Below are 21,096 nucleotides of genomic sequence, written 5' to 3' on the forward strand. Positions count from 1 at the left end.
CTATAAAAAATGACTTTAACAGCGCTTAAATAAGCCTCAAAACCATAATAAGCAATCCCAATACTCATTTCTTTGTAAATCTAACTTTAAATTAGCCTTAAATTCGATTTAATTGTTTTTTAGAACGTAAATATGGGATGAATATTCCAAATTTTGCTTCGCTTTACTATTCGATTGCAATCCAACAAAAAAGGCTTTAACAAAATTCATTTTTCCGTATTTGTATTTTTCTGACAACAGACTCACATAAAAAGAGTCAAATTTCATAGGAAGTACTTTTTCTAATTTCATACCTTCTTTTTCGAAAAGCATTTTTATCGCTTTTTTCGAAAAATGCCAAAAATGAATTGGCACATCATAAGCTGCCCAAAATGTTCCATAATGTTTTGCATCGAAAGATTTGAAATTTGGCACTGCAACAATTAAAGTTCCTGATGGTTTTAGCAATCGCTTTAATTCTTTGATTTGCTTATCTAAATTTGGAACATGTTCCAAAACATGCCACATCGTAATCACGTCAAAAGAATGACTTTCTAATCCCGAAGTGTCTTCAACAAAAGAAACTGCTTTTTTCAAAGCAATGGCTCGAGCTTTATCACTTGGCTCCACTCCTACTGTTTCCCAACCGTTTTCTTTGGCTACTGCTAAAAAATCTCCAGTTCCAGCCCCAATGTCTAAAATTCTACCTTTTTGAGGTTGGTGCAAATTTATTAGCTGCAATTTATTTTTCAAAGCAATACCTTTTATAAAATGATACGCTTTTTCAAATAACGAACGTTTTCCATCCGTATGTGAAATATAATCTTCACTTTCATAATACTTACCCAAGTTTTCTAAACTGGGTTGCGGATATGTAATTAACATGTCCAGTGTTTCATCGTGGTATAAGTCAAATGTTTCTTTGGAAACAGAATGGTCTTTTACAGTAAGAAAATGCTTTTTATTTAAAATGTCCATTTTATAATTATTGGTATTTTGGTTTGTTTTTATAGCAAAACCCTAAAAATGAAATTATCACTTTTAGGGTTTGCTGCTTTTATATTTTTACTTAGTACTTCCAATTTATTTTGACCGCCGATATTTTCTGATTTTCCATCCTCACTTCTTGACAAATAACAAATCCGTTTTTGACATAAAACAACAAGGGAGATTTGTACTGCTCCTTATTTTGCTTTACATCATTTTCATGATCTACAACCCAGCCATTCAAACTATTTTTATTCTTTTTCAATTCTTCCATCAATAACGAACCTTTACCGCTGCCTTGACTATTCTTCTCTACAAGTATTGCAAACCAATCTTCCTCATCTCTACAAAAAGTAAATGCCCAACCTTTTATTTTGTTTGCTTCGTCAGTCAGTAAATAATGTTTTGTGTTTGATAAGCTAGTTAGATACAAATCGAAACCCTCTATTGTTTCATAACTTAATTTCTCTGGATATTCAGTATTCCAAAGTTGGCACAAAACTTCTTTCTCTTGCAATGACAAAACAACTTTCTGAACTATCCGCATATGTGAAAAATATAAAAAAAAAATTTCTTAATAATATCAAGGCTTCGCGAAATAGTTTCACGTGGAACATTTTTTTAGTGTTCAGTATTCAGCTACCACTAATCAGGTAGTGGGTAACATAATCACAAAAATTATTATAGAAATTTGAATACGTGTTTATCAAAAAAATTACACTTTCAGCAAAACTAAACTGCTTACTAAAAACTGAACACTGCAAACTTTCTTATCTTCCCATATAAATCAACAGTACCGAAACATCACTAGGAGAAACTCCGCTGATTCTCGATGCCTGAGAAATAGTTACTGGTCGAATCTTACCCAGCTTCTGTCTCGCTTCAATAGACATAGATTTTATTTTATCGTAATCAAAGTCTTCTGGGATTTTCACATCTTCTAAACGAGTCAGTTTATCTGCATTATTTCTTTCCTTGTCGATGTAACCGGAATACTTCACTTGAATTTCCGCTTGCTCTAGAATTTCTTGATCTAAATCATTCTCTTCGATATAGGTTTTCACTTTATCAAATTTCATAATGTCGTCCATGTCAATTTGCGGACGAGAGAAAACCTTAAACAATTTATCGCCTTGAGTAATAAGCGCAGTATCCTTTGATTCTAATATTGGATTTGCTTCTGTAACACTAACACTAGTCTCTCTGAAAAATGATACCATTTTCTCCGACTCTTTCAACTTATGCTCCATACGACGCAAACGCTTTTCAGAAGCTAAACCTATTTCGTGTGCCATCGGAGTCAATCTAAAATCAGCATTATCTTGACGCAATAACGTTCTGTACTCCGCTCTCGATGTAAACATACGATAAGGTTCTTCTGTTCCTTTGGTAATCAAATCATCAATCAACACTCCAATATACGCTTCGTCTCTTTTTAAGATTAAAGGCGCTTTTTCGTGGACTTTTAAATGCGCATTAATTCCAGCCATCAATCCTTGAGAAGCTGCTTCTTCATAACCCGTCGTTCCATTAATCTGTCCGGCAAAATATAAACCTTCAACCAATTTCGTTTCTAAAGTATGTTTCAACTGCGTTGGCGGAAAATAATCGTATTCGATAGCATAACCCGCCCGTAGAAATTTCACTTTTTCAAAACCAGCCACAGATTGCATCGCCTTAAATTGAATATCTGCTGGAAGTGAAGTAGAAAAACCATTCACATAAACCTCACAGGTTTTCCAACCTTCTGGCTCGATAAACAACTGGTGTCTTTCTTTATCAGCAAAACGATTAATTTTATCTTCAATCGACGGACAGTATCTTGGCCCTAGACTTTTTATTCTTCCGTTAAACATTGGAGAACGATCAAAACCTTCTCTTAAAATATCATGCACTTCTAACGAAGTATAAGTCATGTGACAAGATCTTTGATGAATTAAAGGCGAGGTCAAATCAGAATAAGAAAACTTGTCTGGTTTAGCATCTCCTTTTTCTTCGTTCATTTTTGAATAATCCAAAGACCGTCCATCCACTCTTGGAGGCGTACCAGTTTTCATCCTTCCAGCTTCAAAGCCAGCATTAATTAAATCCTCAGTAATTCCATGAGAGGCACTTTCACCCGCTCTACCTCCACCAAAATTTTTATCGCCAATATGAATAATTCCATTCAGGAAAGTCCCATTGGTCAGCACTACAGACTTTGCTTTTATTTCGATTCCGAGTGCCGTGGTAATTCCTTTGATTTTTCCGTTTTCAATCAACAGCCCTTTCACCATCTCCTGATAGAAATCAAGATTCGGAGTTCCTTCTAACATCATTCTCCATTCCTCAGCAAATCGCATACGATCACTTTGAACTCGTGGCGACCACATCGCAGGTCCTTTTGATTTGTTCAACATCTTGAATTGGATTGCCGTTTTGTCTGAGACAATACCGGAATATCCGCCAAGCGCATCAATTTCGCGAACGATTTGCCCTTTCGCGATTCCTCCCATAGCGGGATTGCAAGACATCTGCGCAATGTTTTGCAGACTCATGGTCACCAATAAAGTTTTTGAACCCAAATTAGCAGCAGCAGCAGCAGCCTCAGAACCGGCATGTCCAGCACCCACAACAATCACATCATATTCTTCTTGAAACATCTTATTATATGAATTTGCCCCGATATTCGGGGGTGAGATTCCAATACAAAAATTTATCTTTTTGAAACCTCAATTTATTTTATCACTTCCTGCACCACAACTCTTATCTGATTACCGAATCATTTAAAGTTGTTCCACGTGAAACATTTTCAAACCATCATGCCAATAGCTAATTTATTTTCCCCTTGTTCCACGTGAAACAAAAATCTAAATTAGTATAATCAGCAAACTATTGTTCCACGTGGAACAGCGCTAATTTTTCATTTTCTTTAGAGCGCATCAACAATTCATCATCTTCTCCTTTGTCCTTGTATCCACAATAATGCAGGATTCCGTGAACCATCACTCTTTTAAGTTCTTCTTCAAAACCTACTTTAAAATCAGCAGCATTATCCTGAACACGCTCCACAGAAATAAATATGTCTCCGCTAATTTCATTCCCCATCGTGTAATCAAAACTGATAATATCAGTAAGCGTATCATGACTCAAATACTCAAGATTAATTTTGTGTAAATATTCATCATCACAGAAGATGTAATTAATTTCTCCTTCTTTCTTACCTTCAGACACAATCACTGCTGAAAGCCAGTTTGCAATAGCCTCTTCATTGTCTAGGTTGTATTCGTTTTCGTAATTAAAATCGATCATTTTTTATTAAAATATTCTTGAACCTTGCGGTTAAAATTCGAGCGCAAAGGTAACGATTGTCTATCTAATATCTCAATGCTATTTAAATAATCTAACAATACGTCTGGCAATGGTTTAGATTGATTATTAAACTCCCTTATATTACTCTCAGATTGACGCTTCTTTTCCTCTCCCTGCTGCTGAATAGCTGTGTTTAATTTTAACAATTCTTGCTTTACATTCAGTATCTTTTGCAATGTTTCGTTCTTAAATCCCTTATTCAACAACTGCTTTTCTATTTGTTTCATCTGCTCCAAAACATTCTGACCGCTATCTCCCAAACCTTGTTTCTTTAGTTCGTTTTCTAATGCCTCTCGAAGTTGCTTTTGCTCTTTATATATTTCCAACAATGCTTGCGCATCTCCTTCTCCCATTCCTCCATCTTGCGAACCGTCTTTCCCTGTCTTACTACCTTCTCCAAATTTCCCGTCTTTACCACTACCTGGCTTTTGCCCCTTCTCCATTCCATCTTTCATTTTGTCCGCCAGACCTTCCTGTTTTTTAATAATATCCGGAAGCTGCATTCCCTTCCCACCTCCTGGTTTTGGTTTTCCAGAACCCATACCAGACAAAGACATTTGCGTACTATTTAAAATATCACTCAATAAATCACCCAATCTATTAGCAGACGATACTGCATACTGTTGGTGTGATAAACCTTTTGGTACTTGCGCATCTGACAAACTGACTAAAGATTTATCTATATTGTAATGTACATTCCCTATCTCTTTAGTAATGTCCTCAGCTATTTTTGGGTTACGTAGCGACATTGAAAACAAACTATCATCTACATGTTTAAACTGTAATTTTAAATCTTGTTGTAATTTTATGTTTTTATTGAAGGATGGAGACCCTCTTTTTAGATCTCTAAACTGTAACATCACATACTCCTGAGACAAAGAAAAAGCTAACAAATTATCTAATATCTGACGTAACATCTTTACGTCTTCTTCCATCTGTTCTTTTTCACTACCCTCTAAACCTTCTGCCATTTTGATTGACATGGACTTCATTTTACTAGCCGCCTTCTTTTGATTTGGCTTTGCCTTTGCTTTGTTTTCTTTTTGAAGCTCCTCACTTGCTTTCTTCAAATCATCACTTATACTTTTTTCTACAACATCATCATTAGGTAAGTCTATAGGAGATTTTAATTTTTGATTGTCTTTATCAAGGTCCTTTAATTCTTCTTGAATAGCATCAAACTCTGAGTTAATCTTCTTTTGCTTGTCGGCAGAATTTTCCTTTTCATCCTCTGCTAATTTATTCTGCTTATCGGCAAGTTTATCTAATTTATCAGCTAACTGTTCCGCCTTCTTTTCTACATAATACTTCTTAGTTAATTCTACTAACTGCTCCAAATTCTTCACTTGATTTTTACTATTCTGTTTGAATTGTTCTAGTTTATTGAGTAACTCCTCGTTCTTAAGTTTATCGTTTAATTGCTTTAATTCCTCTAGCAATTTCTGATTCTTTTCTAAATCTTCATCTGCTTTGTCCAAACGCTTTTTTAACTCTTCTTTCAATTCATCTTTTGGAATCGTTTTCAATTGATCCAAATTGTCCTTCATTTTCTTTGCAAACTGCTTCATCATTTCATCCTGCTGCTGCTGCTGCTGAATAAAATCTTTTACATTTTGCTGGTCTTTAAATTCAAATTGGTCTTTCTCTTTACCCGACTTTTGTAACTTATCAATTTCAGATAATTGCTTATCTTGATTACTTAATGACTTTTGAAGACTATTAATATTGTCGTTTTGCTGTTGTATTAATTCACTTTTCTTTTCTTCATCAGTCACAATACGGTTACTGAACACAGAAGATTTTGAGCTTTTATAACCATGCAACACATCATTATCAAAAACCTCAAAATAATACTCATAAGAAACTCCCTGCTGAACTGCTAATCCACCAGGAAATGAAAACAAAAACTGTTCATATCCAGATGCCTTTATTGGTATGGTTCCACGTTTAGCAACCTCTGGTTTGTTCTTTGGATAATACACGATTTGCAATTTAGACAAACCATAATCATCACCTATTTGACCCAAAACAAAACTCCTATCTACCTTTAAACTATCCGGAGCATGGCTTGCATTGATAGATGGAAACTGATCTCTTATCACTGTAAGCTGATAATTCAATTTTTCGTGATCTTTTACATGCCTATTAGAAGTAACTATTTGGTAGTCTGAGTTTTGGGTTGCATTTTTAGACAATGAAAACGAATTATCATCCTTATGAAACAAAAAACGAGCTTTTCCATCCAACAAAGCAATATTTTCAGTCGCTAATGAATTAATTTTCCATGTTACTTTTGTCCCCTCCGGAATTACAGCATTCCCCGTTCCTTTAACTACTTCTGAATTTCTATTCAAATACGACGGGTAACTCAAATGCATATCAAAATTAGAAATCGTAGGAACAGAAATGACCTTCAGATGATACTCATCAGAAGAAATAGCATTGCCCTCTAAGTGAAAGAATACATCCGTAACAGGTTTACTAATTTTAAATTGAAACTCTCCTGATTTGATATTCTCCATGAAATAACTTTCTCCATTAATGAAAATCATAGCATTCTCAGGAACCACATTACCAACTGTTTTAACCTTCAGCATAAAATCTTTGTTCTGCTCGCTTTGTAGATTACTATTCAGTAAAACAAATTTAAAAGGTGCTGGCGGTAAAAACGTCTCGTTAAAATGCACCACCCGATTCAGACTTTGAGAAATGACAGCATTATTTCCGGAAAGATAAAAGACGAGAAACAACAAAATGGGAGCAACTGCCAAAGGAATATACCGCTTATTAGAACTATAATTTATGGCACTACCAAAAGGAATTGGTTGCAACGCATTTGCTTTTTGATCGATAGAAGCTAAAAGCAACTCAGAGGATTGCTCCTGTTTATCTGCATTCGATAATTGCAGAAAATTAGTCAGTGTATCATTGACATCAGTAAAGTGCTTACCTATAATCTTAGAAGATTGCTCGTAATCTATTCCTTTTTGGAATTTGAATAATTTAAATATCGGAAATAAAATAAAGCGAAACAACAGCACTAACTCTACCGCAACGAAAGTCCAAAATAAAATCGATCTTCCCATTGGTTTGAGCCAAAGAAAATATTCAACACTAAGCGTAAATAAAAAATACAACAATCCTAAACCGATAAAGAGCACAATTCCCCTTATCAACTCATTGGTATAATACTTCCTAATAAATGCTTCTAACTTTTGATAAATATATTGCTTCGTTTCCAAAATTTGACATTTTTTTAATAACCAATAAATGTAGTAATTTATATTAAAGTATACTTGTTAAAAATCTGTTGTAATTACTCCAGATAATAAAAGAAACAATAATTTACTATATTTAATAAAAATTACACCATGAAATATTTATTCGCATTTAGTATTCCCATTGTAGCGATGATAGGAATTTATTTTGGTGGCTTCTGGTCCTATTCTGCTTTATTGTTTGCTTTTGTATTGATTCCAATATTAGAATCAATTTTGCCCATTGACACCAATAATTACGATAGTGACACCGTTGCAAACCGCCTAAATAATAAATTTTTTGATATATTACTAATACTAAACGTCCCTATAGTTTATGGAGGAATTCTATTTAGTTTGTATAGAATTACAAAATATGAACTGCCAATATATGAAATTATAGGAATGACGCTAAGCCTAGGAATTATTCTGGGAGCAAACGGGATAAATGTTGCGCACGAATTAGGACATAGAACAACAATCTTTGAAAAAGTAATGGGAAAAATACTGCTGATACCAAGTCATTATACCCACTTTTTCATAGAACACAATCATGGGCACCACTTACATGTTTCAACTCCGGCCGATCCGTCAACGGCAAGATACAATCAAAATTTATATTCGTTCTGGATTCAAACCGTGACTGGAACATATTTGAAAGCATGGCAAATTCAAAAAAATTTAAATAAAATTGATGATCGATCATTCCTCTCCATAAAAAATGATATGTTTTGGTTTACCATTATTCAAGCGAGCTATTTAATAACAATCTATTACTTTTTTGGCTTCAAAGGATTACTATTAGCTATATTTTCGGGAATCGTTGGGTTTTTATTGCTGGAAACCATCAACTATATTGAGCATTATGGATTAAAACGAAAGCAGCTTGCCTCTGGCAGATTTGAACGTGTAAACGAGAAACATTCCTGGAATTCTAATCATGTATTAGGACGAATCATTTTGTATGAACTCACCAGACATAGTGATCACCATTATAAGTCTCAAAAAAAATATCAAATTTTAGAATACCATGACCTGTCTCCACAGATGCCTTATGGGTATCCAACATCTATGGTCTTATCATTTTTTCCACCACTTTGGTTTGCTGTCATGAACAAACGAATACCTGTAAATATGAAGTAATGAATAGAAATAGAATTATATTTGCAAAAAATCAATTATAATGTCTAAACAAGTTCGGGTGCGTTTTGCACCAAGTCCAACTGGACCATTACATATTGGCGGAGTGCGTACCGCCCTATTCAATTATTTGTTTGCCAAGAAAAATAAGGGTATTTTCTTTTTACGTATTGAAGATACAGATCAAAACCGTTTCGTTCCAGGTGCTGAAGCGTATATTTTGGAAGCATTAGAATGGTTAGGAATTTCTCCTGATGAAACAATAGGAATAAATGAAAAATTTGGTCCTTACCGTCAAAGCGAAAGAAAACCTTTGTACAGAGAATATGCTGATCAATTAATCGATACGGGTTGGGCATATTATGCTTTTGACTCCGCTGAAGTACTTGATGCAGCAAGAAAAGAACAAGAAGAACAAGGGAACACCTTTATTTACAATCATACCAATAGAGAATTACTAGATACTTCTTTGGTAATTTCTGCAGAAGAAACGGCCAAAAGAATCGCGAACGGTGATGCTTATGTAATCCGTTTTAAAACTCCAGTGGGTGAAACATTGCATTTACAAGATATCATTCGTGGTGATGTGAAATTTGAAACCAGTTTACTAGATGACAAAGTATTGTTTAAAAGTGACGGAATGCCAACGTACCATCTAGCTAATATTGTCGATGATCATTTAATGGAAACATCGCATGTTATTCGTGGAGAAGAATGGTTGCCTTCTATGCCGCTACACGTTCTATTGTACAGAGCATTTGGTTGGGATGCACCAGAATTTGCACACCTACCCTTGATCTTGAAACCAATTGGAAACGGAAAATTATCCAAACGAGATGGAGATAAACTAGGATTCCCTGTATTTCCTTTAGAATGGAAAACGGAAGAAGCAATTTCATCAGGCTATAGAGAAAAAGGATTTTTCCCGGAAGCAGTACTAAACTTCCTTGCTTTATTAGGGTGGAACGATGGAACAGACAAGGAGATATACACTTTGGAAGAACTAGTAGAAGCTTTTGATTTAAACCGTGTTCATAAAGCAGGCGCTAAATTTGATCCTGAAAAAAATAAATGGTTCAACCACCAATATCTAATCAAGCAAAAAGACGATGATTTGGCAAAAGCCTTCGCTCCTATTGTTGCTGAAAAAGGTATTTCTACTTCTGAAAATCAATTGACAAAAATCGTTAGTCTAATAAAAGAAAGAGCTAATTTCACTTCAGAATTTTGGGATCTGAGTGATTTCTTTTTTGTTGCACCAATAGCATACGATGAAAAAGCAAGCAAAAACTGGAAAGCAGAAACGCCAGCATTAATGCAAGAACTGATTTCTGTGCTGGAAGAAATAACTGATTTCACTTCAACCAACATCGAAACTATAGTAAAAGACTGGCTGGTGATAAACGAAATTGGAATGGGAAAAGTAATGCAACCTTTCCGCTTGAGTTTGGTTGGTGCTTTAAAAGGCCCGCACCTATTTGACATTGTGGAACTCATTGGGAAAAAAGAAACAATTACCAGAATTGAAAAAGCCATAATTACTTTATAAAAAAACAAGCCTCCGTCTAATACGGAGGCTTGTTTTATTTATCGGCAATCCTATTTCCTTTGCATTATGCGATGTATAATCAAAATTACGTTTGATGTACAATAAAGCTTTTTAACATTATTTCATTAAACATTAATCAACCAAAGTTTTTTTGTAATTTAACGGTAATTTATTAACCTAAATAATAACACTTATGAATATTACCTTAATTATCCTTCTCGTTATTGGATTATTTATTTTCATGTCTTCTTTTTTTACTGTGAAGCAGCAAACCTCAGTTATCATCGAACGATTTGGTAAATTTCACAGCGTCAGACATTCAGGACTACAACTAAAAATTCCACTAATTGATAGAGTCGCAGGACGAGCAAATCTAAAGATCCAACAATTAGATGTAATTATAGAAACCAAAACTAAAGACAATGTTTTTGTTAAACTAAAAGTTTCTGTTCAATTTATGGTAGTCAAAGAAACGGTCTATGATGCCTTTTATAAACTGGAATATGCGCATGACCAAATTACTTCTTATGTCTTTGATGTAGTACGCGCCGAAGTTCCAAAATTGAAATTAGATGATGTTTTTGAAAGAAAAGATGATATCGCCATTGCTGTAAAAAGAGAGTTGAACGAAGCGATGACCACTTACGGTTATACAATTATTAACACTTTGGTAACTGATATAGATCCAGATATTCAAGTCAAAAATGCCATGAATAGAATAAATGCTGCTGATCGAGAAAAAACCGTAGCAGAATTTGAAGCGGAAGCATCACGAATTAGAATTGTAGCTAAAGCGAAAGCAGAAGCAGAAAGCAAACGCTTACAAGGGCAAGGTATTGCAGATCAAAGAAGAGAGATTGCTAGAGGACTAGTAGAAAGTGTAGATGTACTGAATAGAGTTGGTATCAATTCTCAGGAAGCTTCAGCTTTAATTGTGGTTACACAACATTATGACACCTTACAAGCCATTGGTGCAGATACCAACTCTAACTTAATCTTATTACCTAATTCGCCACAAGCTGGTAGCGACATGTTAAATAATATGGTTGCCAGTTTTACCGCTAGTAACATGGTAGGAGAATCTATGAAAAAAGGAAGTCGAAAAGAGAAGACAAAAACTCAAAAAATTCTTCCCATAGAAGAAAAAGAAGAAGAAAGTCCTGAAACGGAAGAATAAAACTTATTATTATAACAAAAAAGAGGCTTTTCAGCCTCTTTTTTTATCGATTATCCATTTGATTATAAATGGAACTGCCACATTTAATATGGTTCCGTATGAACCGGTAAAGGCCGATTTAAAAGAGCCTAGGAAATTGTTTAACAAATGGTGCGGAGTTATACTTTCCTTCGTTTTATAGTAACCCAAAACGATTTTTTGATAACTAATTTCTTTTTCAATCTTTAAAATCTCCAGTTCCCTGTCAATTTGAGCGTACGATGAATATTTTTTAGGTCCCATAATCTAGTTTAGTCGTTAAAAAATATATCTGAAAATTTCTCTAATAAAGGTCCTTCCACTATCTTGTCTCTAACTAAAAATAAAAGTCCCGTAGCAAGAAGATAAAACACTCCAATAATTAGAAATCCAAAAGGATAACTATCAAAATAATTTCCAATAGCAAAAGCCAAAGCTAAAGAAAGGAATAATAAAACCATACTGAAACCTAAAAGTATCAAAGAAAACTTTAAAATCGTCGTCGTTGATTTCATCGCCATTTTGAAAGTTCTCAATTTATAATAGGCTAAATTATTTTCAATATACGCTTGCGCCTGTTCTTGAATATCTTCAACGTTCTCCTTTATTTCTTCAAATGCCATATACTATTTATTTATTTTAAAATTTAAAGCTTCTTCATTATTTTTGAAGTTTTGCATTTTTCTCTTTTAGCTCTGCTAATTTATTTTCTAAGAAACTAATTACATCTTCGGTTTTATGACTCATACTTGAAAGTAAATCGTCATAACTTCCTTCAAAATCAAATTTTGTAGTAGAGAATTTTGTTTTTACTTCATCTGACAGTTCCTCATACTTTTTTTGTAGATCCTTTTGAGCATCTTTGTAACCATCTTTAATTTTTACTCTTGTTCTTGAACCTTTATCTGGAGCAAATAAAATTCCAACACCAGCTCCAATAGCTGCTCCAGTTAAAATTGCTAAAATCGTATTTCCTGTATTCTTTGACATAACTAGTTATATTTAATTAATAATATCATAAAGATACAAATTTTATTAACAAGGAAATGTTAACAAGCTATTAAAGTAGTTTAATTAAGGCTTAAAACTTATATAAAGCCTACTACTCACTGAAAACAACACAGGTTATACTGTAGAATACTTTAAAAATAAAATTAGCTTAATCAAGCGCTATATAAGCCGTTTTTAATAAATAAAAACAATTAAGATATATTATTTAATAGGTTTTAACAATAATAAAAAAACACCTTAAGTAGGCGTTTTAGTATTGTTAAAATTTATTCTTTGAAAAATAAATCTATAGTTCCAAATCATTTAATAAATATGAAATTTTTTCATTTTTCTCTGTATTTCTCAATTCTGTAAGTTGATTTTTAAATTCATCAAAATTAACAGCATCCGCACTTAAATTCTGAATTGCTACAATTCTAACCGCAGCCAATTGGCTTTTTAAAGACATGGTATATAATTTTGTCAAAACTTCCTTTTCGACATCCTTTGCTTGTACTTTATCAGAATGCAATAAAATTAAATTGGCAAACAATAAGGAGTTATTATCATTCTTTACATTTTTGACAACTGTTTGATTAATCAAACTAAAGTTATCAATACTTTTTATATTAGAAACGATATTTTCCAACATTAAATCAGCATTAGAAACATCTTTTTCTTTAACATATTTATTGATTTCCTTTTGTGTATTCATCAATAAATTACTTTCTTTCTTGCCTTTTTCTTCCCAAGCATCTTTAAGTCCAACTGTTTTATTGAAAACTAGTTTACCTTCTCTACTATCTTTATCTGTATTGAAATAACCCAAACGTTGGAATTGAAATTTATCTCCAGCGGTACTAGAAGCTAAACCTGGTTCTACAAAACCTTTTACTATTTCGAGAGAATTAGTATTCATAAATTCCAAAAAGTTCTTTTCTTTATGACTGTCTGGCGCTTCATCAATAAACAAACGATCGTACAAACGAACTTCTGCTTCAATGGCATGTTTTATGGAAACCCAATGCAAGGTTCCAGCTACTTTTCGTTGAGAAGCTTCACTCCCACTCCCGCTTCGGCTATCTTCATCATAAGTAACATGGATTTCAGTAATAGTACCTTCACTGTCTTTTACAACACTTTCACCTTTAATGATATATGCATTTTTAAGACGAACTTCATTCCCGATACTTAAACGGAAAAATTTAGCTGGAGCCACTTCAAGAAAATCTTCTCTTTCTATGTATAATTCACGAGAAAAAGGCAATTTTCTAAAACCTGCAGCATCATCTTCCTGGTTGTTTTCGGCATCTAATGACTCTTCTTTATCTTCAGGATAATTAGTAATTACTAATTTAACTGGGTCTAAAACTGCCATTACTCGAGGCGCTGTTTTATTTAAATCTTCACGAAGACAAAATTCTAAAAGCGATACATCAATTACATTTTCCCGTTTTGCAACACCTATGATATCACAAAATTTACGGATAGAAGCAGCAGTATACCCTCTTCTTCTTAAACCAGAAATCGTAGGCATTCTAGGATCATCCCATCCATTAACTATCTTTTCCTGAACCAATTGCAATAACTTTCGCTTACTCATTACCGTGTAATTCAGGTTTAAACGAGCAAATTCATATTGATGTGGTCTCACCTTATTTTTATCATAAATTTGGTCCAAAAACCAATCGTATAACTCACGGTGCATCACAAATTCTAATGTACATATTGAATGCGAAATTTGCTCCACATAATCACTTTCGCCATGAGCGTAGTCATACATCGGATAAATTTTCCAATCATTTCCTGTTCTATGATGATGACGGTGTAAAACGCGGTACATTAAAGGGTCGCGCATCAACATATTTGTTGATGACATATCTATTTTGGCACGTAAAACATGGCTCCCTTCTGGGTAATCTCCATTTTTCATTGCTTCGAATAAAGCTAAATTATCAGCTACAGAACGGTTTCTATAAGGACCGTCTACTCCAGGTTGCGTAGGTGATCCTTTTTGAATAGCCATATCTTCAGAAGACTGACTGTCTACATAAGCTTTATTGTTTTTAATCATTTCAACCGCCCAATCATACAGCTGCTGAAAGTAATCAGAAGAATATCGTTCTTCAGTCCAATTATATCCTAACCATAGTAAATCCTCTTTTATGGCATCAACATATTCCTGCTCTTCTTTAGCGGGATTAGTATCATCAAAACGTAGATTAACTGGGGCATTGTACTTTAATCCCAAACCAAAATTTAGACAAATCGATTTAGCGTGACCGATATGCAAATAGCCGTTTGGCTCCGGCGGAAAACGAAAACGAAGTTGCTCCTTTGGAAAACCATTTGCTAAGCTTTCTTCTATAATCTGTTCTATAAAGTGAAGTGATTTTTCTTCTGTAGACATAATGTTGTATTAAAGTAGCAAAGTTATCAAAATTGTTGGTTAAAAAGCGAATCCATGATTTGGTTATTTGTTATTAGGCTAATAAAATTCAAATATTTCGTACTTTTATAAAATAAAAAACAAGCTAATAAAAGACGATACTCAAAATGGGAACTATTAAATTAAAAAATATCCGCACCTACTCTTATCATGGTTGCCTGATCGAAGAAGGAAAAATTGGTTCCGATTATTCGATTGACCTAGAAATAAAAACCGATTTACGTAAATCTTGTCTGTCAGATGACCTGCATGATACTGTAGATTATGTCTTGTTGAATAGAATTGTAGTCGAAGAAATGGAAATTCGCTCTCACTTACTCGAACATGTGGCACAAAGGATAATTACACGCGTCTTTGGTGAAATTCCAGAAGTATCTAGAATACTATTAGGAGTGTCAAAATTAAATCCTCCTATTGGTGGTGATGTTGAAGCGGTTACTGTAGAATTAGAAGAATACAGAAGTTGAAACCTTTGCTTATACTTAAAATTAAAAAGTGTTTTATAGTCAAAAAAGAATATTTTTTTAAAACTTTTAAACTTTAAACTTTAAAACTCTAAACTTTTTAAGTACTTTTGCCATCCATTCAATAAATGGCGTCGTGGCCGAGTGGCTAGGCTGGGCTCTGCAAAAGCTCCTACTGCGGTTCGAATCCGCACGATGCCTCTAAAACCTTCAAGGAAACTTGGAGGTTTTTTTATGTTCCATTTTTTAGAAAAATTTATTAAAGGTAGGTTCGAATACGCACCATGCCTCTATAACCTTCAAGAAAACTTGGCGGTTTTTTTATGTTTAATACTCTAAAACTTATCATTTCGACGTAGGAGAAAACTCCTTTGGTATTTTACATAAAGTAGGTTTAAACCAATTATCAGTAGAAAATAACCCAATAACAAAACACACTATACTTCCATAAACTTCACCGCTTAGTTTGTTTCGCTGAAAGTGTCTCTATATACATGGGCAGCTTCACTGAGATGCTTGCAGCGTGACAAATAATAGGAATGATTGTTTTACTATAAAGCGTAAAAAAACCTCTACTATGAGAGGTTAAATTATTAACTAAAACAACAACTAAATCACTTCTCTATTTTTTGAAATGCTTTTTTAACCATTTCTTTTTCTTCAGGAAACCAACCTTGTGTTATTAAAATCATTCCAAAAACCATTAGAACAATACTGATTCCTTTTTTAATTTTTAGGATATTAGAAGGTGTCATTTTTGTTTTTAACTGTTTAGCCAATAGTATTTTAATACAATCTACTAATAAATAACTGATAATTACCGCAGTAAAAAAAGTCACCATTCTCGAAGTTTGCATATCTAATTTTGGCCCCACCGAAATAATGATTGCCAACCAGAAACCAAGCACACCAATATTAATAATGTTTAAGAAAAATCCTTTAATAAAAAGACTAAGATAATCTTTTCTAATAATTTCTTTATCAATTGCTATAGTATCAATCTTCTTTTCTTTTCGTAGACTAATAAAAGAAATTGCGCCGTAAGCCAACATCAATATACCTCCAAAAATAAAGAGTGCAGGTTTATCCTTTAAAGATTGAATTAATCGATAACTACCCAGGTAAGCAATACCAATAAACACGATATCACCTAAAATAACACCTAAATCAAAAACAATTGCAGCTCTAAATCCTTTTAAAATACTCGTTTCAAGTAAAATAAAAAAAACAGGCCCAATCATAAAACTTAAGAAAATCCCCCAAGGAATTCCAGATAAAATATCGTTTACCATTAAAATTTATAACTACAGATTATTTTTTTTCTACGATAGTTCCACCAAATAAGGTTTCCTTATTGATTTGTTTTGGACTTCCATAAATGTAAATCGAGCCTCCTGCTTTAACTTTTGCATCAACAAGAGTACTAGCATGTATTTCTGCATTTCCCCCCGCAGAAACGTTTATTGAGGTTTGTGAGGTATGTAATTCTTTAGATTGTAAAATTCCACCAGACATAATAACAACATCTTGATTTAAAGCTTTACCAGATAATTCAATAATTCCACCAGTGACTGCTTTTACATTTACTTTTTGAACGTCCAAATCAATATTAATCTCTGCCCCTTCTTTTGCACTTAAATCCATGATTGTTTGTTTAAAACTGCTATCACATAAAACAAAAGAACCTTCCGTGGCTGTGATACTTTCAATATTTCTAAAATACAATTTGATAGAAATATCATCACCAGACAATAATTTAGGGAATGGCATTCTTATTTTTAATTCTCCATTTTTATTAACAAATTCAACTTCACTTTCCCTATTACCAGTAATTTCTGCTTTATTTTCTGAAGATGAAATTAGTGTAACTTTAAGTTTATCAAATACTTTAATATCACTAAAATCACCTAAATTTTTAGTTACCTGACCAAAGCTCATTTGGGCAAAAATAACAAATGCAATAATCAATAATTTTTTCATTTCTTTTTATTTTATTGGTTCTTCAATACGTCTTATAAAATTAAAATCAAGTTGTTTTTTAACTAGATCCGCATTTTTAACCTTAACGTAAATTTCGTCCCCTAATTGTAATAATTTATCTGAACTTGCGCCTACGAGTGCATATTGTTTCTCATCGAAAGAATAATAATCATCTTTTATATCTCGAATTCGAACCATACCTTCACATTTATTTTCAATGATTTCGACAAAAATTCCCCATTCAGTAACACCAGAAATAACTCCCAAAAATTCTTGATCTTTATGATCCTGCATGTATTTTACCTGCATGTATTTGATAGAATCTCTTTCTGCTTGGGTAGCTAATCCTTCCATTGTAGAAGAATGTAAACATTTTGCTTCATAGGTTTCTTCATCTACAGACTTTCCTCCGTCTAGATAAAACTGTAGCAAACGGTGTACCATAACGTCAGGATAACGACGAATAGGTGATGTAAAATGAGAATAATAATCAAAAGCTAATCCGTAATGACCTATGTTATCAGTAGAATATTTTGCTTTACTCATCGTTCTGATGGTTAAAGTATCTACTAAATTCTGTTCTTTGGTTCCTACAACCTCACTTAATAAACTATTCAACGATTTTGAAATATCATCTTTACTTCTCAAATCAATTTTATAACCAAATTTTGCAATAACCGTTTGTAATGCAATTAATTTATCTGCATTAGGCTCATCATGAATTCTATAGATAAAAGTTTTCTTTTGTTTTCCAATGAATTCTGCTACTTTTTTGTTAGCCAAAAGCATAAATTCTTCAATCAAATGATTAGCATCTTTTGATACTTTAAAATAAACTCCTTCCGGTTCTCCCTCTTGATTTAAATTGAATTTTACTTCTACTTTATCAAAAGAAATTGCTCCGTCGTTCATTCTTTTTCTTCTAAAAATCTTAGCTAATTCATCCATTTTTAAAGTAGCAGCAACTATTTCATCCGAAACAACATAAGAACTTCCTGTAATGGAAATTTCCTCAGGTATCGTATTGTCTTTAGTTTCTATAATATATTGCGCTTCTTCGTAAGCAAAACGTTGATCAGAATAAATTACTGTTCTTCCAAACCATTGATCAACTACTTCACATTTATCTGTAATTTCAAAAATAGCCGAAAAAGTATATTTTTCCTCATTTGGACGCAAGGAACATGCAAAATTAGACAGTACTTCTGGCAACATAGGAACTACCCTATCCACTAAATAAACAGAAGTCGCTCTTTGATAGGCCTCGTCATCAAGAATACTTCCTTCTTCTAAATAATAAGATACATCGGCAATATGAATACCTATTTCATAATTTCCATTTTCTAATTTTTTAAATGATAAAGCATCATCAAAATCTTTGGCATCTTTTGGATCAATAGTAAAAGTCAACGTATCGCGCATATCTCTACGATTAGCAATTTCACTTTCTTCTATCGAAGTATCAATTTTTTGAGCAAAGGTTTCTACTTCAATTGGAAATTCAGCAGGCAAACCGTACTCAGCCAAAATAGCATGAATCTCGGTATCATGTTCTCCTGGTTTACCCAATACTTTTATAACTTTTCCAAAAGGACTATCTGCTCTTGAAGGCCAGTCTTCGATATGAACTAATACCACATCTCCTTGCTCTGCCTCTCCTATTTTATCTTTTGGAATAAAAATATCCGTATACATTTTTGGATTGGCGGTAGAAACAAAAGAAAAATTCTTCTGAATATCAATCACTCCTACAAAGTCGGTTTTATGTCTTTCAATTACTTCAATAACCTCACCTTCAGGTCTTTTTCCTTTTCTTCGGTTATAAACATATACTTTTACAATATCTTTATCTAAGGCATGGTTTAAATTATTAGTCGGAATAAATACATCCTCCTCTAATTCAGCACAAACAAAATAGGCTGTTTTTCTACCTGTCATGTCAATCTTGCCTTCGTAATACTCTTTGCTTTCTGCTTTAATCAAATATTTTCCAGGCTCTGATTCTATAATTTTATTTTGGCTTGCAAGTATCTTTAAATCCTTTATAATTTGGTTTCTACTTTGTGTATCGTCAAGCTCTAACTTTGCTCCTATTTGTTTATAATTGAATGCTTTATTAGCACTTTGCGATAATATTTTTATAATTTGTTCAGAGAAATCTTTCTCTTTCTTTATCGGCTTTCTTATTCTTTTACTCATAAATCTTTTCTTAAAAGTCGAAAATTACGAAATAGTATGCAGTTATAAGAAAATAGCAGGCAGTTTTAAAGAAAATATAACTTTACAGAATAGTTGTATCTTTATGAAAACAATAAAAATGGAAGCATTTATAACCATCGCTATTTTTGATTACATCCATGAAATAGAAATTCTAAAACATCGATTGGATCAGGAAGGTTTGCAGTATTATTTTCAGAATGAATTGATGTCGTCAATTGTTCCCATGTACTCAACTGCTCTTGGAGGAATCAAACTTAAAATTCATCCTAATGATTTTGCAAGTGTAAAAGCAATTTTACAAGAAATGAAGTACGATAACAATTTAAAAATTGTTTAATTTTTCTTTGAAGTTGTCAACACATATATAATACAACAAAAAAAAAAATTAATTTAAATTATTTATTAATGGGTATTATAGGGTGTTAATAGTGGCTATAAATATTTTAAAAAAAGTATTGAAACCAAGTTATAGTATTTTATTTGGAGTTATTAACAATACTATATTTACTTAAATATCTTATTTTAAAGCCTTTTTAGATTTTAATTAACAACGGTTGATAAACTAAAATCATTTGAATTTGTAAATAAGTATTTTTTAAAATTTTGTTAATAAAGTACTTTTTTATATTGATAACTATTCTAAAAATTCACCAAAGTAAATTTGGATTTCTAATCTGGGTTTTGGATTACATATTTTTTTAATACTACAGAAAAATAGTTCTAATATTCTATCTCAAGTTATCAACAATCAATGTTAATTTAAAGTTAACTGAATATCAAGTAATTACGTTTTGCTATTAACAATGTATATTTTTAACAAATTATATTCAAATTATTTATTGATTATCAATGTTTTATGCAATAATGAGAATTGTTGATAACTGCTAAACTTACTCGTAACCTGTATCTTAGAGTACAGTAAAATTAAGGGGTCGATGCTATTTTACTTTTTTAACAAATAATGAATTCTATACTTTAATTATACAAAATTGTTTTGGTAAATTTGCAGCACACAACTTAATATAAATATAATGAAAATAGCAATTGGAAATGACCATGCCGGTCCAGAATATAAGAAGGCCATTGTCGAAATGCTTAAAGCAAAAGGATACGAAGTAACTAATTACGGCACAGATTCAATTGATAGTGTGGATTATCCTGATTTTGGACATCCTGTTGCAACAGATGTAGCTGAAGGAAGTGTTGATTTTGGAATTGTTATTTGCGGAAGCGGAAATGGAATTGCTATGACTGCTAATAAACACCATAAAGTACGTGCTGCTTTATGTTGGATGAAAGAGATTGCGGCTTTGGCTCGTCAGCATAATGATGCTAATATTATTAGTATTCCCGCTCGTTACACATCGATTCCGCAAGCAGTAGAAATGGTGGAAACTTTTTTAGACACTGCATTTGAAGGAGGAAGACACCAAAATAGAGTTGATAAAATTGCGTGTTGCTAATTTTTGAAATCGAGGTGCTACGCACCAAATAATTACATCTAGCCTATTTATTTTTAAATGAATAGGCTTTTT

Annotated in this window: 18 protein-coding genes and 1 tRNA gene; 7 read left to right on the forward strand and 12 right to left on the reverse strand. The window is 32.8% G+C overall.

What is annotated here, in order from left to right; translation table 11 throughout:
- Positions 1-108 precede the first annotated feature (108 nt).
- The 5 genes from BMW63_RS00930 to BMW63_RS00950 all read right to left on the reverse strand — a co-directional run bounded on the left by BMW63_RS00930 (position 109) and on the right by BMW63_RS00950 (position 7,559).
- On the reverse strand, positions 109-957 hold the full coding sequence (locus tag BMW63_RS00930; RefSeq protein WP_074720313.1) for a class I SAM-dependent methyltransferase: 849 nt from the start codon (positions 955-957) through the stop codon (positions 109-111).
- A gap of 91 nt (positions 958-1,048) precedes the next feature.
- Positions 1,049-1,513 (reverse strand): GNAT family N-acetyltransferase, encoded by a 465-nt coding sequence (locus BMW63_RS00935; RefSeq protein WP_074720315.1) that lies wholly within the window; start codon positions 1,511-1,513, stop codon positions 1,049-1,051.
- 223 nt (positions 1,514-1,736) lie between these two features.
- Positions 1,737-3,608 (reverse strand): tRNA uridine-5-carboxymethylaminomethyl(34) synthesis enzyme MnmG, encoded by a 1,872-nt coding sequence (gene mnmG, locus BMW63_RS00940; protein ID WP_074720317.1) that lies wholly within the window; start codon positions 3,606-3,608, stop codon positions 1,737-1,739.
- A 229-nt stretch (positions 3,609-3,837) separates the two neighbouring features.
- A complete protein-coding gene (gene ybeY / locus BMW63_RS00945) occupies positions 3,838-4,257 on the reverse strand; it encodes an rRNA maturation RNase YbeY (RefSeq protein ID WP_074720319.1) in 420 nt (139 codons plus the stop codon).
- Entirely contained in the window at positions 4,254-7,559 is a 3,306-nt protein-coding gene (locus BMW63_RS00950) for a hypothetical protein (protein ID WP_074720321.1), read from the reverse strand. The genes ybeY and BMW63_RS00950 overlap by 4 nt, the downstream gene beginning before the upstream one ends.
- A 129-nt stretch (positions 7,560-7,688) precedes the next feature.
- Between BMW63_RS00950 and BMW63_RS00955 the strand changes: the two genes are divergently transcribed.
- The 3 genes from BMW63_RS00955 to BMW63_RS00965 all read left to right on the forward strand — a co-directional run bounded on the left by BMW63_RS00955 (position 7,689) and on the right by BMW63_RS00965 (position 11,440).
- Complete coding sequence (locus tag BMW63_RS00955) at positions 7,689-8,717, forward strand: alkane 1-monooxygenase (protein ID WP_074720323.1); 1,029 nt, start codon at positions 7,689-7,691, stop codon at positions 8,715-8,717.
- A 40-nt stretch (positions 8,718-8,757) separates the two neighbouring features.
- On the forward strand, positions 8,758-10,263 hold the full coding sequence (gene gltX, locus BMW63_RS00960; RefSeq protein WP_074720325.1) for a glutamate--tRNA ligase: 1,506 nt from the start codon (positions 8,758-8,760) through the stop codon (positions 10,261-10,263).
- 193 nt (positions 10,264-10,456) lie between these two features.
- Positions 10,457-11,440 carry an SPFH domain-containing protein gene (locus BMW63_RS00965; RefSeq protein ID WP_074720327.1) on the forward strand — a complete coding sequence of 328 codons (984 nt, stop codon included), beginning with the start codon at positions 10,457-10,459 and terminating at the stop codon, positions 11,438-11,440.
- Between the two features lie 30 nt (positions 11,441-11,470).
- On the opposite strand, the gene BMW63_RS00970 is transcribed toward BMW63_RS00965, so the two are convergent.
- From BMW63_RS00970 to BMW63_RS00985, 4 genes are all read right to left on the reverse strand, one after another.
- The gene (locus BMW63_RS00970; protein ID WP_074720329.1) at positions 11,471-11,722 is read right to left on the reverse strand and encodes a DUF6327 family protein; all 252 of its coding nucleotides are present in this window, start codon (positions 11,720-11,722) and stop codon (positions 11,471-11,473) included.
- An 8-nt stretch (positions 11,723-11,730) separates the two neighbouring features.
- The gene (locus BMW63_RS00975; RefSeq protein WP_074720331.1) at positions 11,731-12,081 is read right to left on the reverse strand and encodes a competence protein; all 351 of its coding nucleotides are present in this window, start codon (positions 12,079-12,081) and stop codon (positions 11,731-11,733) included.
- A 37-nt stretch (positions 12,082-12,118) separates the two neighbouring features.
- Complete coding sequence (locus BMW63_RS00980) at positions 12,119-12,448, reverse strand: YtxH domain-containing protein (protein WP_074720333.1); 330 nt, start codon at positions 12,446-12,448, stop codon at positions 12,119-12,121.
- 307 nt (positions 12,449-12,755) lie between these two features.
- A complete protein-coding gene (locus BMW63_RS00985) occupies positions 12,756-14,858 on the reverse strand; it encodes a glutamine--tRNA ligase/YqeY domain fusion protein (protein ID WP_074720335.1) in 2,103 nt (700 codons plus the stop codon).
- Positions 14,859-15,004: 146 nt separating this feature from the next.
- Between BMW63_RS00985 and folB the strand changes: the two genes are divergently transcribed.
- Positions 15,005-15,364: a dihydroneopterin aldolase gene (folB, locus tag BMW63_RS00990; protein ID WP_074720337.1), complete on the forward strand. Its 360-nt coding sequence runs from the start codon at positions 15,005-15,007 to the stop codon at positions 15,362-15,364.
- Positions 15,365-15,491: 127 nt separating this feature from the next.
- A tRNA-Cys gene (locus tag BMW63_RS18065) sits at positions 15,492-15,562 on the forward strand.
- Positions 15,563-15,975: 413 nt separating this feature from the next.
- Here BMW63_RS18065 and BMW63_RS00995 read toward each other — a convergent pair.
- Genes BMW63_RS00995 through rnr form a run of 3 tightly spaced genes read right to left on the reverse strand, consistent with a single transcriptional unit; the run spans position 15,976 to position 19,540 of the window.
- On the reverse strand, positions 15,976-16,653 hold the full coding sequence (locus BMW63_RS00995; protein WP_074720339.1) for a LysE family translocator: 678 nt from the start codon (positions 16,651-16,653) through the stop codon (positions 15,976-15,978).
- A 19-nt stretch (positions 16,654-16,672) separates the two neighbouring features.
- Complete coding sequence (locus BMW63_RS01000; protein WP_074720341.1) at positions 16,673-17,341, reverse strand: head GIN domain-containing protein; 669 nt, start codon at positions 17,339-17,341, stop codon at positions 16,673-16,675.
- 6 nt (positions 17,342-17,347) lie between these two features.
- Positions 17,348-19,540, reverse strand: a complete 2,193-nt coding sequence (gene rnr, locus BMW63_RS01005) for a ribonuclease R (RefSeq protein WP_074720343.1) — start codon at positions 19,538-19,540, stop codon at positions 17,348-17,350.
- Between the two features lie 118 nt (positions 19,541-19,658).
- Between rnr and BMW63_RS01010 the strand changes: the two genes are divergently transcribed.
- Both BMW63_RS01010 and rpiB read left to right on the forward strand, forming a co-directional pair.
- Entirely contained in the window at positions 19,659-19,898 is a 240-nt protein-coding gene (locus tag BMW63_RS01010) for a hypothetical protein (RefSeq protein WP_074721113.1), read from the forward strand.
- Positions 19,899-20,592: 694 nt separating this feature from the next.
- Complete coding sequence (gene rpiB, locus BMW63_RS01015) at positions 20,593-21,024, forward strand: ribose 5-phosphate isomerase B (RefSeq protein WP_074720345.1); 432 nt, start codon at positions 20,593-20,595, stop codon at positions 21,022-21,024.
- Positions 21,025-21,096: the final 72 nt, after the last annotated feature.

This window comes from Flavobacterium frigoris, from assembly GCF_900111075.1.
Classification (GTDB): domain Bacteria; phylum Bacteroidota; class Bacteroidia; order Flavobacteriales; family Flavobacteriaceae; genus Flavobacterium; species Flavobacterium frigoris.